Consider the following 14307-nt stretch of genomic DNA (forward strand, 5'->3'; position numbering starts at 1 on the left):
CTCTTTTGCTTTCAATTTATGGCGATGTGTTGGATTCGGTTAACGTCACGTCAACTTCTTTAGTTTTGCCATTGCGATTAATTTTGAGTTTGATTTGGTCGCCTGGCTTTTTATCTTTATATAGGTAAGATCTTAAATCCGAGTCATTATCGACTTGATGTCCATCAATCGCAACGATGATATCACCTTTTTCAATATCTATGCCACGTCGTTGAACTTGAGCCACATAAACGCCTGAATCTACACCGCTATTTGTTTTATATTGTTCTGGAATATCTGCAACGTTAATCATACCGATACCAATAGAAGGGCGTTTCACTTCACCATGTTTTACGAGTTCAACGATGACTAATTTTACTTCATTACTTGGAATCGCAAAACCAATGCCTTCTACTTGTGGTGCCGCAATTTTCATTGAGTTAATGCCAACAAGATTACCATCGATATCCACTAATGCACCACCTGAGTTACCAGGGTTAATGGCCGCATCTGTTTGGAGTACTGTGACTTTGTTTGCACCTGCAGACGTATCAGCTTCAATCGTACGTTCACTTGCTGATATAATACCTGAAGTTACGGTGTTCGCAAACTCAAGACCTAGTGGATTCCCCATCGCAAACACACTGTCTCCCGTTTTCACTTTTGATGAATCGCCAAATGTGATAGCTTTAATATCATCTCTATCTTTAATTTTAAGCACAGCAATATCTGTTAATGGGTCAGTGCCGACAAGTTTGGCATCGACTTGTTTTGAATTGTGTAAATGTACTTTAATTGAAGAAGCACCTTCGATCACGTGATTGTTTGTGACGATAAATGCATCCCCGTTATTTTTTTGATAGACTACACCTGAACCGATACCTGTTGGCTCAGCTTTTGCAGATTTACCTTGTAATAAATCACCTAAGTTTTGGGCACGTTGTTCATTGATGACACCTACAATGGCCGGTGCTTGATCCTGAATCATTTCGTTCACTGACTTGTATTTATGACTTTTGCCATCAAGCGAGTTACCGCCTTTTTGATCATTTGCTACTTTGACATCCGAACCATTTTGATTGCCCCAAGGTAAAACGTTTGATAATCCTCCCGTAGCCCCGACTACAATGAGTGCACCTAAAATGCCAGCAAGTAGTGAAACAATAATCACTTTAAGCCATGGGAATTGAGGTTGCTTTGGAGGGGGGGACGTACGATAAGATGAAGCACGTTGACCATCATCTATGTGTTTGTTTTGATGCATTTCTTGTTGTTCTTTTGCTTGTTGTTCATTATCGTTTTCTCGCATAAAATTCCTCCTTTATACATATTATGATAAAATTTTTAATGATTTACCAGTAGGATACTATCCAACTTTAGACCGATTTTAGAGAATGCTTGTTGAAAAGGTATGGAGATGATAGAATTTAAAGGATTAATCTAAAGTAGAAGCAGGTGTGAACATGTTATATCATATTATCGGAAAAATCATTGAGCTTATCGTAGCGAAAGGATTGAAAAATTTAGAAGTGATTGGACGTGAGCATCAACCCCAGTCGAATCGTTATGTCGTCACGTGTAATCATGAAAGTTATAACGAAATCTTATTGTTAGGTGTCTCATTATTGCCAAATCAAATTCACTATATGGCAAAGCAGGAACTATTCAAAAATAAGTGGTTTGGCGGATTATTAACACGATTAAATGCATTTCCAGTGAATCGTGAAAACCCAGGACCAAGTACATTGAAAACACCAGTAAAATTATTAAAAGACAATAAAATAGTAGGTATTTTTCCACAAGGGCATCGTACGACAGAAGAAACACCGTTAAAACGTGGAGCTGCAACGATTGCGATTTTGGCGAAACAACCGATTTTACCAGCTGCTTATGTCGGTCCAACAAAATTGATCGGTTTATTCACAGGCAAAGCTTACATCAAGTTTGGTGAACCGATTGATACGACAGATCTTCCAAAAGATTTGAATCGTCAAGAGAAAGTGGATTATGTAACGCAACAATTGAGTTTACGTACAAAACAATTGCAAGATGAATTAAATGCTTACGTTAGAAGTAAATAAGATGAAAAGGCGATATGAGTTGTGATGACTTGTATTGCTTTTTTATTTACAATGCAATGTAAAATCGTATTTAGGCATCACAAGTAATCCATGTTATAATGTTTTTATCTGAATTTTCTGCAATGGAGGGTCTAGGTATGACGAAAGCGATACTTTTTGATGTAGACGGCGTGTTTTTAGATGAATCGCGTTGTTTTGATGTTTCGGTTTTAACAGTTTATGAGCTGCTATATAGTTCAGACTATTTGGGGTTAAAGTCGCATATAGATTTAGCACAGTTGACGGATGCACAAATTACGGACATTCGTGCGACGTTATTTAAAAACGATGTGATTTTAAATCGTTTAAAATCAATGGGGATTAACTCAAACTGGGATATGCTATTTGTTGTCTTTTCAGTACATTTTATTGAATGTTTAAAGCAGTTAAGTCTTGATGAACGATTAAATTACTTAAATGTTTCACAGTTTAATGAGGAGACTTTACGTAAAGTGGGGCAACAGGTTTCGAAAATGAATATCAAACATGAGCAACCACTTCAATTTATCGAAAATGCGCCTGAGGGACGTTCACAAATTTATCAGTCACTACAAAGTTATGCGATGACGGAACTCGAAGTGGAAGAGGCAAAACTTTTTGATATTAGCAGTCCGTTATGGCAGCTGTCACAAGAGATTTATCAAGAATGGTATTTAGGGACAGCACTCTATGAAGAGGTCGAAAAGAAAAAAGCAAAGACGGATTATAAGCGTGGATACATCTATCATGAAATTGCATTGGCACCAATCAATGAGATCAAGCAGTTGTTAGATGATTTAAAGGCGGCGGGGTACCGACTCGCAATTGCGACAGGACGACCACGAACAGAGACGATTGTTCCATTTGAGACACTTGATTTATTATCGCATTTTGATGATGCATATATCGTTTCGGCGAGTGAAGTATTAGAGGTTGAATCGCGTTATCCAGAGTTAAAGCCATTAGGGAAGCCGAACCCATTTAGTTATATTGCTGCATTTAATGGTAATGAAAAGCAAGATTATTATGCATACGCTACAAATCAAGAAAACCGAATGGAAAATGAAACGGTGACAATCGTGGGTGACTCACTTGCAGATTTATTCAGTGCCCAAACTGTTAATGCGCAATTTATCGGAACTTTGACAGGTTTGAAAGGGAAAGCAGCTGAAAAAGAATTGCGGGATCACGGTGCAGAAATACTTGTCGATAATGTATTAGATATACGAGAAATTTTATTATAAAGATAACAAAGAGGCTGGGGAACACAGATTGATTTCCCAGCCTTTATTCGTGGAACTATATCTTCAGTAAATGACAATATCAACGAAAATGAGGAAGAATTGGAAATAAAAATTGGATGCTATGGGTTGTCCTCATTTCATAAACTTGCCCTAAATGACTGTATTTGATGTAAGATTGCCCGAAGGCTAAGACTCCTGAGGGATCAGCTGGTCCGGAAAATCCACTAACGCCTCAACAAGTGTAACAGTTTAATCAAGCGTTAGTTAGTTGAAGGATCAGCCCCTAGGAACGCGAAGCCATGAGGGCAATCAAAACACAATTCATAGCGAAAGGGCAAGTTTAACAAAATATTACATCAATACCATCAAAAACTTTTATTTCCCAGCCTCTGCTTATCTTTAATTATCTAATGTGACTTGTAACACACTTTGGAAACCGTCAATTTCTAATAATGCTTCACGCACTGTATCATTGATAGGGTGATCGATAGATAAGATCATCATCGCGTCACCGCCAACTTGAGAACGACCTAGATGCATTGAAGCAATGTTGACACCGTGTTCACCTAAAATTTGTCCCGTTTTACCAACAATACCCGGACGGTCAAAATGATGAATGACGAGCTGATAACGTTCAGGTTTAAAGTCAACAGGATAATCATTAATCCGCACAATACGTGGACCAAAACCGTTTAATACCGTTGCACCAATCTTCACAACATCGCCTTTATTGATGAGTTCGAGCTCGATATAGTTACTGAATCCTTTTTTCTTTTTCGTTTTTTCAATCGTATACGTCACGTTTTGTTCATTTAATAATACAAGTGCATTGATGAGATTCACATGATCCCCCATATCTTGTTCGAGTACACCTTTAACGAGTGTTCGTGTGATGAGACTCGTATCATCTAACGCAATGTCACCCGCATATGTAATTTTAAGCGTACGTGGGGCTTTTGGCAGGAGTTGAATTCCTACTTTACCCGTCGTTTTAGCCAAATCAACGAACGGTTTAAGTTCTTCATCTTCATTAAATACACCACTTGGCGCATTGACTGCATTGGCCACATTTTCATGTTTGATAATGTCGATAATTTCTTGCGCAACTGACACCGCCACTTTTTCTTGTGCCTCAAGCGTCGAAGCACCTAAGTGAGGCGTGACAATAATTTTTGGATGTTTCGTAACAGGTGAATTGATCGCAGGTTCATTTTCAAATACATCCAATGCAGCACCGGCGATTTTATTTTGGTCTAATGCCTCGATTAAAGCAGTTTCATCAATGATGCCACCACGTGCAACGTTAACGATTTGCATGTTTGGTTTCGCTTGATTAAAGAAGTCTGCGTTGACGATACCTTTCGTTTTTTCAGTCAGAGGTGTATGAACTGTCACGAAATCCGCTTGTTGTGCGATTTCATCGACGGTCGCTCTCGTGAATTCTAACTCTTTCGCTTTTTCTTCACTTAAATAAGGGTCATATGCTAAAACACGCATGCCAAAACTTTGCAAACGTTTCGCGACACCTGTACCGATACGTCCTGTACCAATGACACCGAGTGTTTTTTGATACAATTCAGTTCCTCGAAATGCTTTACGATCCCATTCACCGTGACTGAGTGAGGCGTGCGCTTGTGGAATATTTCGCGCCATGCTTAAAATCATTGCGACAGAATGTTCTGTAGCAGAGATGGTATTCCCATCAGGTGCATTGATGACGATAATCCCTTCTTTAGTTGCTGTTTCCGTATCAATATTATCTACACCAACGCCCGCACGTGCAACGACTTTTAATTTTTGACCTGCTTTTAAAATATTAGATGTCACTGTTGTTTGACTGCGAACGATTAATGCATCATAGTCTGGAATGACTTCGATTAACTCTGCTTCAGATAAGCCTGTTTGATGGACGACTTCAAAATCTGCATCGTCATTGAGACTTTTTAAACCTTCCACTGAAATGGGATCTGCGACTAAAACTTTATAACTCATGATGAACGACCTCCAAAAATGCTTTTGTGCCAGTACCGATATAACTTTGTTGACGATACTGGGTGAGAATGACTTCGAGTGCTGCGACAAATGGTAACAAGTCAAAAGGCGAAATAAAGCCCATGTGCCCCACACGTAAAATGTGTCCTTTCAATTTACCTTGTCCACCTGCAATCGTAATATTAAATTGAGACTTCAATGTGTTTTTAATATGTTTTAATTCAGCTTCATCTTTCGGTATAAAGGCTGTGACTGTAGGGGAAGCGTATGCATCTTCAACGAGTAAGTCTAAATCTAATCGTTGCAAAGCTGCACGTACAGCATCTCTAATCAGATAGTGACGTTGGATGACATGTTCGAATCCTTCTTCTTCCACCATGTGACCATATTCAACGACGCCTCTAAAAGTGGATACGTTAGGTGTATATGGTGTTGAATGTGCCTCTAATGAAGCGTGATGTTTTGCTAAATCTAAATAAAAGCGCGGTGTCGTTACAGCTTTGAAACGTGCCAATGCGCGATCATTATATGCTACAAATGCAATGCCAGGAGGGAGCATTAACGCTTTTTGACTGCCGGATACGAGCACATCAATCGCATCACGTTCAAGGTTTACATCGACAGCACCGATACAACTGACGCCATCCACAACAAAATAAATTTGGTCATCGAGTGCCTTCAACGCATGACCGAGTTCTGCTACAGGATGCAAGACAGCTGTTGACGTTTCACAATATTGTGTGAATACCGCAGTTATGGGGACATCCAACGCTTCAATCGTGCTAATCACTTCGTTGACATCGAGTGCTTTGCCCCATTCAACTTGAAGGACATGTACGTGTTGATAATAGGTTTCCGCAATTTGTTTGAAACGGTTACCGAATGCACCCGATACAATAACGACAATATGATCATCAGGATTTACAATGTTTAGCATGCTCGCTTCTAATGCACTCGTACCACTCGACGTTAAAATCATTACATCATGTTGACTACCAAAAATGGATTTTAATGAACGAAATGCTTCTTCAGCAATGTGTTCAAAGTCAGGTGAACGATGCCCCACCATGGGTAAATTCATTGCGGCTTGGATACGTTGGGGGATAGGGGTAGGACCAGGTGTTAAGAGTAATGAATGATGGGTATACATAGAAAACCTCCTCCAGTAATATTTTTACATTTTACCAAATTTTCTGACTTATTAACAGATAGAAGTGATAAAATTTTAAAATGATACTACCATAAACAGAAAATAATGCACAAAAACCATACCAAGCATTCAAAAATGACTGAGTATGGTTTGAAATTAATTTTTAGTGGCTACAATGACAGTAGGGTGAATTTCAATGGCCACATTACCTCTAATACTATTAGAAATCATACAATTGTTATCCGCAGTCGCAATGAGTTTCGGTAAACGTTTTTCTAATTGTATTTGTTGCGTCATATCGTCTACATAAATCGTGGGTATGTGAACAATACGCTTCATTTTAAATTTTTGTTGATCAAATTGTGCTTCACCAAAACTGTTCATTTCAATTTTTCGTGCGGTAAGGTGTGCACGTTCTAACGTAGCAGCTAAAGAAATGGTCATACAACTGGCTGCGGCACTTACGAGGAGTTCATCGGGATTCGTACCTGTCCCGATGCCACCGAGTGAAGCTGGAATGGAGACGGGGTGTTGAATGACATCACCTTGAACTTCGCCGACTTCATTGCGACCACCTTGCCATGTGACTTGTACTGGAAATTGATGTTCAATCAAAATACTTCACTCCTTCATCATATATGTTAAGTTAAGTGTAGTAGAAACGAGATAGAATTGAAAGGAAGACTCTTATGACCCAATTGACGAAACCAACGAAAGACTATCAAGTGATTGCCCATCGTGGTCTTTCAAATCAGTATCCTGAAAATACGCGTTCAGCCTATCAAGCTGCGTTAGGGAAGCATATTGACATGTTAGAAATAGATTTACATATGACTAAAGATCAAGTGCTCATCTCCATTCATGATGATACAATCGATCGCACGTCCAATCATTCTGGCGCCATTCGCGATTTTACATTAGATGAATTGCGCACGTTTGATTTTGGGAGTTGGAAAGAGGGCTGTCAACCTGAAGCCATCATGACATTCGATGAAGTGTTGACGTTAACGAAAAATTATTCGAAAACATTACTCATCGAAATTAAAAAACCGAAACAATATCCAGGTATAGAAGAAGCCATCATTGCGACGATCAAACAACATCATTTTCCGTTTCATCGGATTATTTTACAGTCATTTGATCAACAAAGTGTCCAAAAACTACATCAATTGGCACCGCACATTCAATTAGGTGTTTTACTCAGTTTACGTCAGTACCGCTTTAAACAACCACCACTTGAGGAGATTGCAACATATGCGGATTATGCGAATCCTAACTTCAAATTGATCAATAAAAAATTTTTGAAGCGGGCGCATGAACACGGACTTAAAGTGATGCCGTATACTGTGAACGATGTGAAAGATGCTAAACGACTCATTGAACTCGGAGTAGATGGCTTGATATCAGATGCACCAAATCAATTGTTTAAATTGTAATAGAAATAGGGCGACACATCCCATAAAAGGGGGAAGTGTTGCCCTTGAAATTTTATTGTTGGATTAAGCGTTCATATGCACCTAATGCGACAGCAAGATCAAAGTATGCTGCACCGACACATTTGAACACGGTAATACTGTCATCATCTGTACGTTGAAGTTGACCATTTAGTGACAATGCTTTTAAATCACCATCAACGTCTTCAAATTTAAAAATGCCTTTTTCATTTGCTTCAATGATTTCTCCAGCTTCTTCTTTGACGCCTTCAAAATCATCAAAATACACTTTATCTGCTTTCGGTAAAATACGATTGTCGATTTCTTTCATATCAGGTCTGTACGAACCGATACCATTAATATGTGTCCCTGGTTGAACTGTGTCCGCATCAAACACGGGTTCAGAAGATTGTGTTTGACAGTTGATAATATCAGCTTGTTCGACAAGTTTTTTCACATCATCCACCACTTCAACAGATAAGTTTGGAAATGCCGCCAACACACGCGCTTTAAAATCTTCAGCTTTATCTACTGTACGGTTAAAGAGAATGACTCGCTCAATGTCACGGACTTCAATATTGGCAAGGAGTTGTTCATATGCCATTCCCCCTGTACCAATCATACCTAAAGTCGTAGCGTTCTCACGACTTAAATATTTTGTCGCAATCCCACTTAGTGCACCTGTACGTAAACGCGTTAAATAACTGCCATCCATACTTACGACATGCTCACCAGTTTCAAGATCAGTCACAATGATGTTACCTTGTGTCGTTGGACGGCCATTTTGTGGATTATCGGGCGTAATCGAAGTAATTTTGACAATCCCCAGTTGTCGACCTGTATGTACACAAGGCATATAGAGCATCGATTTTGCGCCTTCACCCGTAGGAATCACTGTTCGCTGAGCGAGACTAATGCCATCCATATCTGTAAATAATTGTTCAATGTCATTGATCGCATCAGACATTTGATACGTATTTTTCACCTTTTCTTCGTTAAAAACTTTCATAAATCGTACATGCCTCCTTTGTTAAGTTCATTATCAGTATAGTGGAAATGGCGGATGATGTAAAAAGAGGACGTTTCATATGGAGGTTGGATTTTTTGTGCCTTTATTTGAAGCTGAATGTGATGATCAATGACTTATGTGAATCACTGCTTATTGATTTCGTATAAATGCTCAATAGAACAGCGGCGATTCATTTTATACAAATAACATAGATTTTTGAAAGCGTTAGTCGTTAAAGTAGGGAAGCATTTGAATATGTGTAAAATTTTATTGAAAATGGATTTACAAAAGTATATGATAAAATAAATTAAGTTTTGCGCTGTGTGATTTCGTGCCAAATCAGCGGACACATTATTGAAATGTGAAATGTCGAAAAACACATAAGGTCATGAAACAATGAGAATGATGAATTGAAATGTGGTTATATCGAAAAGAAAGGAGGATAAGTAATGAAACTATGGCATTATGTGGGCAGATATGTACGGATTGAAGTCATTGACGGTGAATATTTCATGGGGGAAGTGTTTGACTACGCCGATGAAATAGAGAATAACAGTGGGGAAGCTTCTATATGTTTGGATATAAGAGGTCAATTAATTGAATTTGATGAAAGTAAAATTAAATCCATAATGATTATAGAGTAAACATTTTTAGTCATTTAATTCCTTGTGGGGAAATTTATGAGTAAAGAATATATAAATGAGAATTGGAAAAGAACGAAATGGGGGACGGGTCACCACTCAAAAACTGGCACTCACATTGTACTTAGAAAGGAGGAAAAGAAAAGAAATGAAATTATGCGCTTATGTAGGGAAAAATGTACGGATAGAATTGACTACTGGCGAAAAACTCATAGGAAAAGTCGATGACTATGATGATGCAATCGATAGTGATAGAGGAGAAGATTTTATATATTTAGAAGTTGGTATGGAAATATTGTTTGGTTTTTATGAAAGTGAAATAAAATCGATTGAAGCTATAGATTAAGCACCTGATGATACAGTAAATCATTAATCAAAGTCATATGATTTTGAAAACTTATTAAAAATACTATATACAATGGAAAAATCAATTTTAAAGTGAGATGATATTATGGGTCCATTAGGATTGGACATACCTATGACTCCGCATGAAGCTGCTGAAGTTTTTGAAGAATTAAGGAAAGCGTTTGAAATGGAAAGAAAAGAGCAAGAAAGAACAGAAAAAGAAAAGTGACAAAGACAAAAATAAGTACCTGATGAAGCGGAAAATCATTCATCCGGGTGCTCATTTTATACCTATTTTTAAGCGACTGTGCTACAGTGGCTTTTTTATTGCCCAAACCGTGCTTATGGTGTTAAAAGATGCAAGTGTAGTCCGCACCATGCAATGACCTAAAACTTGCAAGAGTAGACTTAAATAAAGTTCGAAATAGGACGAATTTATGAAAGATATGGAAAAATCAAGATGAGCTCAGAAAAGAGGTTGAATGGGTGTAAAGTCATTTGATGTTAGGTGAGTGTCATCCGTATGAGTTTGCACCGTGTAAAGTAAACCGTATCAAATTATATCTGTGCACAATCATCCTAGAAGCACTTTGCCAAGCATGGGCGATTTAACAGCCCAACATTTAAGAAAATATGCAAAAGGAATAATAGTCGGCCATAATGGTAGGCTAATAGTTTATAGTGTTAATAAAGATATTGATTTTGGTTCATTTAGATATTCATTAGATATATTAGGTGTAAATTTTAAAAGTAAATACAATATTTCGAAAGATGAACAAAATAATATGCTAAGCAAACTTAGAAAAATTGGATTGATTAATTATGAAGTGATATAATAAAGTTACTAGGAGGAGTTTTTATGAAGAAGGAACTAGATTATGAAAAACTTGATAGAATGAGGGCGGAGATAGATGAAGCGAGTAAAAAAACAAAGGCGCCCGATGTCGAAGATATGCCTCTTGAACCGATTGAGCCCCCAGAGGGTTTTTTTGAATTAACAGACGAAGAAATCACATATTTAGCCTTTGGAATTAAACCTGAATGAGCACCTAACCAATTATAAACGGTTACGGTGCTCTTTTTATACCTATTTTTAAGCGACTGTACTGCAGTAGCTTTTTTTTATTGCCCAAACCGTGCTTATGGCCTTAAAAGATGCAAGTGTAGTCCACACCATGCAATGACATAAAACTTGCAAGAGTAGATTTAAATGAGGTGTGAAACAGTACGAATTTATTCAAAACATAGAACAATCAAGATGAGCTCAGAAAAGATGTTGAGCGGATGCCAAGTCATGCGATGTTACGTGTGCGTCATCCGTATGAGTTCGTGCCAGAGATACGCAAAAAGCAACAACAGACAGTCGCTAATACGAAAAGATTATTGATTACCGAAGCTGCACGTGTCCAAACAGAAACGCAGAAAATACATTATTTAGAAACGATAGGCAACGATGCTGAATATGAGTTTGTGGCGAAACGTGATGAAAAGGCATCTAAGGTGTGTCGTCACCACGATAAAAAAGTGTACAAAGTCAAGAACATGGTTCCAGGTATTAACGCTCCTCCTATGCATCCGCATTGTCGAAGCACAACGATTCCGCATATAGGTGACTGGCGCGATGACTTCTTTAAGAAGCGGAAGGGTAAGTATAAACTAGACGCAGAGGATACGAAACAACTTTTAGCTAAAAAAGAAATGATGGATGCCATTAATAGTGGTAAAACAAAAGTTGAATTAAACGTTGAAAAGCAGAATAGACATCAGTTAGTTCATAAATTATATGAAGATTATAAGAAAAAGAATTTACAAAAAGGTAAGGCAATACCAAGCTATACGCTATTAGACAACAGTGAATTAAATTCATTAATGGAACAAAAAGCAGATGAAGGTACTTTGATCGCGGATGACTTTGGTAATTGGAAAAACAAAAAATCATTGATTTTGGTAAGGTTATCGGCAAAGATTATATTGACGGTGAATTTATAGAAACGAAACGAGGAACGGTACACTACTCAAAAACTGGAAGTCATATAATACCGAATGGAAAGGGTGAAAAGCGATGAAACTATGGACTTATGTAGGAAAAAAAGTAAAGATAGAGTTAACTAACGGAAAAATATTTACCGGTAGAGCCGCTGGTTTCGATGATGAAATGGATAATGAAAGCGGAGAAGATTCTATACATTTAGATAGTGGTAAACTATTATATGATTTCGATGAAAGTCAAATTAAATCGATTGAAGTTTTAGATTAAGCACCTAACCGATAAAAAGGTTGAGGTGCTCTTTTTATACCCATTTTTAAGCGACTGTGCTGCAGTGGCTTTTTTATTGCGCAAACCGTGCTTATGGCGTTAAAAGATGCAAGAGTAATCCACACCATGCAATGACATAAAACTTGCAAGAGTAGATTTAATTGAGGTGCGAAATATGAAAGAAGAATGGTTAAAGTTAAGCTTACAGTTTTTTAGTGATGCAGGTACTGAAGCATTTGCGGAAGCAGATAATACTGTAGAAAATACCGAATCAACTGCGATAACTACAAACAGGGCCATTTGGACTTAGATGTTGAAGAAGCTAAAAAGATGCGTAAGTCACGTATTATTTTAGCTAAAACTAAACCTGATGCGTCCGGTCGTATCGGTAATGCGAATGTCGATTATATTTATAAGCAGTATGACGTTGCTGGCGTTGAAGCCTACAAGAAGCGTATCCAAAAAGACATTCATAAGTTTACGAATACGCCGGATTTATCTGATGAACATTTCGGTGGTGTGCAGTCTGGGGAAGCAATGAAATACAAGTTATTCGGACTTGAACAGTTACGTGTGACGATTGAACGGCAGTTGACGAAAGGATTTAAACGTCGGTTTGCGATTATTCAAAGTGTGCGTAATCACTTGAATGACAATGTCGATTTTACGGATATGCGTATTGAGTTTAAGCCTAACATCCCGCAATCTCTCTCAGAATATGCAGACATCTTTATTAAGCTTGGTGGTCGTGTGAGTCAAGAAACGTTATTGTCTTGGCTTCCGAATATTGAAAATCCTAAAGAAGAACTTGAAAAAGTGAAACAGGAGGAACAAGAAAGCGCAAGCTCAAATGACTACCAAGATGCGATGAAAGAAGACATGAACGATGTCGAACTTGAATGATTATTGGCTAGAACGCGCAAAAATGTTCATCCAGTCTGAAACATTAGAAGATGCTGCAAAGATAGCTGAAATTGAGCGTATTGTTGCGATGATGATTGCAGACATATACAAAAACTTATTAGCGTATTATGGCAAGCTTGCGACAGCTGAAGGGATTGATTGGCGAGAAGCGAAAAAGATTGCGGATGCGTTCGATGTTGAAGCGTTTCAAATGCAAGCGAAAACCTATGTTGAAAATAAAGACTTTAGTGACAAAGCGAATGAAGCACTGAAGCGTTATAACACGACGATGTATGTGAATCGTGAGAAGTTATTAAAGCAAGAACTCGGCTTGATTGTGACTAAAGCTTATACCGAACAAGAAAAAGTGGTTAATCACCACTTACAAGATAGCGTGACACGTACACTGAAACATCAAGCGGGGATATTAGGTGCAGATGTGCATGTGAAGCAGTCAGATGTTGAAGCGATTGTGTATTCTAACTTTGGTAAGCTGAATTGGTCTGAACGACTTTGGAACAATCAAGATGAACTGAGAAAAGACGTTGAGCGGATGGCAAGTCATGTGATGTTACGTGGGCGTCATCCGTATGAGTTTGTGCCAGAGATACGTAAAAAGCAACAACAGACAGTCGCTAATACGAAAAGGTTATTGATTACCGAAGCTGCACGTGTCCAAACAGAAGCGCAGAAAATGCACTATTTAGAAACAATGGGTGACGACGCTGAATATGAGTTCGTGGCGAAACGTGATGAAAAGACATCAAAAATCTGTCGTCATTATGATAAGAAAGTGTTTAAAGTCAAAGACATGATGCCTGGTGTCAATGCCCCACCGATGCACCCGCATTGTCGAAGTACGACAGTACCTTATGTAGGTAACTGGCGTGAGAAGTTTTTCAAAGATAGACAAGGGAAGTATCAATTGAAAGACAGGGATACTCAGGCGATTGATACGAAAAATGTTGAAGAGGCGAATAAGCCTAAGAAGCATTGGATTACTGAAAGAGATATAGGTAACGTGGAATTTGTGAGTATTCCAGGTCATACAGAAGAGGAAAGTCGCTATATCCAAGAACAGCATAAAAGACTGTTAAGAAAAGCGATGACTGAAAATGACAGTAATGAATATGCGTTTGTTTCTAAAGGTAAAGATGATAAAGAGCCGGCTGAAGCTAAAGGGACACAATATGATGTGGATTTCAAACCAGGATTCAATGCAACTGACAGATTGTTAAATAGCCCTGGAAAGTCG

17 protein-coding genes and 1 pseudogene are annotated in these 14307 nt (G+C 38.2%); 13 read left to right on the forward strand and 5 right to left on the reverse strand.

Annotated elements, in window-relative coordinates:
- Nucleotides 1-16: 16 nt before the first annotated feature.
- Nucleotides 17-1288, reverse strand: coding sequence for a S1C family serine protease (locus CD138_RS09005; RefSeq protein ID WP_019168057.1), 1272 nt, complete (start codon nucleotides 1286-1288; stop codon nucleotides 17-19).
- A gap of 154 nt (nucleotides 1289-1442) precedes the next feature.
- Here CD138_RS09005 and CD138_RS09010 point away from each other — a divergent pair, with 154 nt between their 5' ends.
- Both CD138_RS09010 and CD138_RS09015 read left to right on the forward strand, forming a co-directional pair.
- Nucleotides 1443-2060, forward strand: coding sequence for a lysophospholipid acyltransferase family protein (locus CD138_RS09010; RefSeq protein ID WP_019168056.1), 618 nt, complete (start codon nucleotides 1443-1445; stop codon nucleotides 2058-2060).
- 137 nt (nucleotides 2061-2197) lie between these two features.
- The gene (locus CD138_RS09015; protein ID WP_019168055.1) at nucleotides 2198-3322 is read left to right on the forward strand and encodes an HAD family hydrolase; all 1125 of its coding nucleotides are present in this window, start codon (nucleotides 2198-2200) and stop codon (nucleotides 3320-3322) included.
- 399 nt (nucleotides 3323-3721) lie between these two features.
- Here CD138_RS09015 and serA read toward each other — a convergent pair whose 3' ends face one another.
- From serA to CD138_RS09030, 3 genes are all read right to left on the reverse strand, one after another.
- The gene (gene serA, locus CD138_RS09020; protein ID WP_019168054.1) at nucleotides 3722-5314 is read right to left on the reverse strand and encodes a phosphoglycerate dehydrogenase; all 1593 of its coding nucleotides are present in this window, start codon (nucleotides 5312-5314) and stop codon (nucleotides 3722-3724) included.
- The gene (locus tag CD138_RS09025) at nucleotides 5304-6464 is read right to left on the reverse strand and encodes a pyridoxal-phosphate-dependent aminotransferase family protein (RefSeq protein ID WP_019168053.1); all 1161 of its coding nucleotides are present in this window, start codon (nucleotides 6462-6464) and stop codon (nucleotides 5304-5306) included. The genes serA and CD138_RS09025 overlap by 11 nt, the downstream gene beginning before the upstream one ends.
- A gap of 156 nt (nucleotides 6465-6620) precedes the next feature.
- The gene (locus CD138_RS09030; RefSeq protein ID WP_019168052.1) at nucleotides 6621-7079 is read right to left on the reverse strand and encodes an SACOL1771 family peroxiredoxin; all 459 of its coding nucleotides are present in this window, start codon (nucleotides 7077-7079) and stop codon (nucleotides 6621-6623) included.
- Nucleotides 7080-7153: 74 nt separating this feature from the next.
- Between CD138_RS09030 and CD138_RS09035 the strand changes: the two genes are divergently transcribed.
- A complete protein-coding gene (locus CD138_RS09035) occupies nucleotides 7154-7900 on the forward strand; it encodes a glycerophosphodiester phosphodiesterase (RefSeq protein WP_019168051.1) in 747 nt (248 codons plus the stop codon).
- A 52-nt stretch (nucleotides 7901-7952) separates the two neighbouring features.
- Here the strand turns inward: CD138_RS09035 and CD138_RS09040 are convergent, their stop codons facing one another.
- Entirely contained in the window at nucleotides 7953-8906 is a 954-nt protein-coding gene (locus tag CD138_RS09040; RefSeq protein WP_019168050.1) for an ornithine cyclodeaminase family protein, read from the reverse strand.
- A gap of 449 nt (nucleotides 8907-9355) precedes the next feature.
- Here CD138_RS09040 and CD138_RS09045 point away from each other — a divergent pair, with 449 nt between their 5' ends.
- From CD138_RS09045 to CD138_RS09085, 10 genes and pseudogenes are all read left to right on the forward strand, one after another.
- Complete coding sequence (locus CD138_RS09045) at nucleotides 9356-9550, forward strand: hypothetical protein (RefSeq protein ID WP_019168049.1); 195 nt, start codon at nucleotides 9356-9358, stop codon at nucleotides 9548-9550.
- Nucleotides 9551-9605: 55 nt separating this feature from the next.
- Entirely contained in the window at nucleotides 9606-9893 is a 288-nt protein-coding gene (locus CD138_RS09050) for a hypothetical protein (RefSeq protein ID WP_308446768.1), read from the forward strand.
- Between the two features lie 105 nt (nucleotides 9894-9998).
- Nucleotides 9999-10121 (forward strand): hypothetical protein, encoded by a 123-nt coding sequence (locus tag CD138_RS14660; protein ID WP_019168047.1) that lies wholly within the window; start codon nucleotides 9999-10001, stop codon nucleotides 10119-10121.
- Between the two features lie 370 nt (nucleotides 10122-10491).
- Nucleotides 10492-10728 (forward strand): hypothetical protein, encoded by a 237-nt coding sequence (locus CD138_RS09055; RefSeq protein WP_033193806.1) that lies wholly within the window; start codon nucleotides 10492-10494, stop codon nucleotides 10726-10728.
- A 23-nt stretch (nucleotides 10729-10751) separates the two neighbouring features.
- Nucleotides 10752-10937 (forward strand): hypothetical protein, encoded by a 186-nt coding sequence (locus tag CD138_RS09060; RefSeq protein WP_096559672.1) that lies wholly within the window; start codon nucleotides 10752-10754, stop codon nucleotides 10935-10937.
- Nucleotides 10938-11140: 203 nt separating this feature from the next.
- Nucleotides 11141-11958, forward strand: a pseudogene (locus CD138_RS14665) (polymorphic toxin type 50 domain-containing protein); the annotation flags it as partial.
- Nucleotides 11955-12149, forward strand: a complete 195-nt coding sequence (locus tag CD138_RS09075; protein WP_019168969.1) for an LSm family protein — start codon at nucleotides 11955-11957, stop codon at nucleotides 12147-12149. The pseudogene CD138_RS14665 and the gene CD138_RS09075, both read left to right, overlap by 4 nt.
- A gap of 175 nt (nucleotides 12150-12324) precedes the next feature.
- The gene (locus tag CD138_RS14670; protein WP_258026498.1) at nucleotides 12325-12459 is read left to right on the forward strand and encodes a hypothetical protein; all 135 of its coding nucleotides are present in this window, start codon (nucleotides 12325-12327) and stop codon (nucleotides 12457-12459) included.
- On the forward strand, nucleotides 12450-13052 hold the full coding sequence (locus tag CD138_RS09080; RefSeq protein ID WP_081583078.1) for a phage portal protein: 603 nt from the start codon (nucleotides 12450-12452) through the stop codon (nucleotides 13050-13052). Before CD138_RS14670 ends, CD138_RS09080 begins: the two co-directional genes overlap by 10 nt.
- Nucleotides 13036-14307: minor capsid protein (locus tag CD138_RS09085; RefSeq protein ID WP_258026500.1), on the forward strand; the 1272-nt coding region annotated here is incomplete at its 3' end. The genes CD138_RS09080 and CD138_RS09085, both read left to right, overlap by 17 nt.

The organism is Staphylococcus intermedius NCTC 11048 (genome assembly GCF_002902385.1).
Taxonomy (GTDB): domain Bacteria; phylum Bacillota; class Bacilli; order Staphylococcales; family Staphylococcaceae; genus Staphylococcus; species Staphylococcus intermedius.

Coding starts and splice junctions, on each gene's coding strand:
- CD138_RS09005 (WP_019168057.1), bottom strand. CDS start 1,288: ATGCGAGAAAACGATAATGAACAACAAGCAAAAGAACAACAAGAAATG.
- CD138_RS09010 (WP_019168056.1), top strand. CDS start 1,443: ATGTTATATCATATTATCGGAAAAATCATTGAGCTTATCGTAGCGAAA.
- CD138_RS09015 (WP_019168055.1), top strand. CDS start 2,198: ATGACGAAAGCGATACTTTTTGATGTAGACGGCGTGTTTTTAGATGAA.
- serA (WP_019168054.1), bottom strand. CDS start 5,314: ATGAGTTATAAAGTTTTAGTCGCAGATCCCATTTCAGTGGAAGGTTTA.
- CD138_RS09025 (WP_019168053.1), bottom strand. CDS start 6,464: ATGTATACCCATCATTCATTACTCTTAACACCTGGTCCTACCCCTATC.
- CD138_RS09035 (WP_019168051.1), top strand. CDS start 7,154: ATGACCCAATTGACGAAACCAACGAAAGACTATCAAGTGATTGCCCAT.
- CD138_RS09040 (WP_019168050.1), bottom strand. CDS start 8,906: ATGAAAGTTTTTAACGAAGAAAAGGTGAAAAATACGTATCAAATGTCT.
- CD138_RS09045 (WP_019168049.1), top strand. CDS start 9,356: ATGAAACTATGGCATTATGTGGGCAGATATGTACGGATTGAAGTCATT.
- CD138_RS09050 (WP_308446768.1), top strand. CDS start 9,606: ATGAGAATTGGAAAAGAACGAAATGGGGGACGGGTCACCACTCAAAAA.
- CD138_RS14660 (WP_019168047.1), top strand. CDS start 9,999: ATGGGTCCATTAGGATTGGACATACCTATGACTCCGCATGAAGCTGCT.
- CD138_RS09055 (WP_033193806.1), top strand. CDS start 10,492: ATGGGCGATTTAACAGCCCAACATTTAAGAAAATATGCAAAAGGAATA.
- CD138_RS09060 (WP_096559672.1), top strand. CDS start 10,752: ATGAAGAAGGAACTAGATTATGAAAAACTTGATAGAATGAGGGCGGAG.
- CD138_RS09075 (WP_019168969.1), top strand. CDS start 11,955: ATGAAACTATGGACTTATGTAGGAAAAAAAGTAAAGATAGAGTTAACT.
- CD138_RS14670 (WP_258026498.1), top strand. CDS start 12,325: ATGAAAGAAGAATGGTTAAAGTTAAGCTTACAGTTTTTTAGTGATGCA.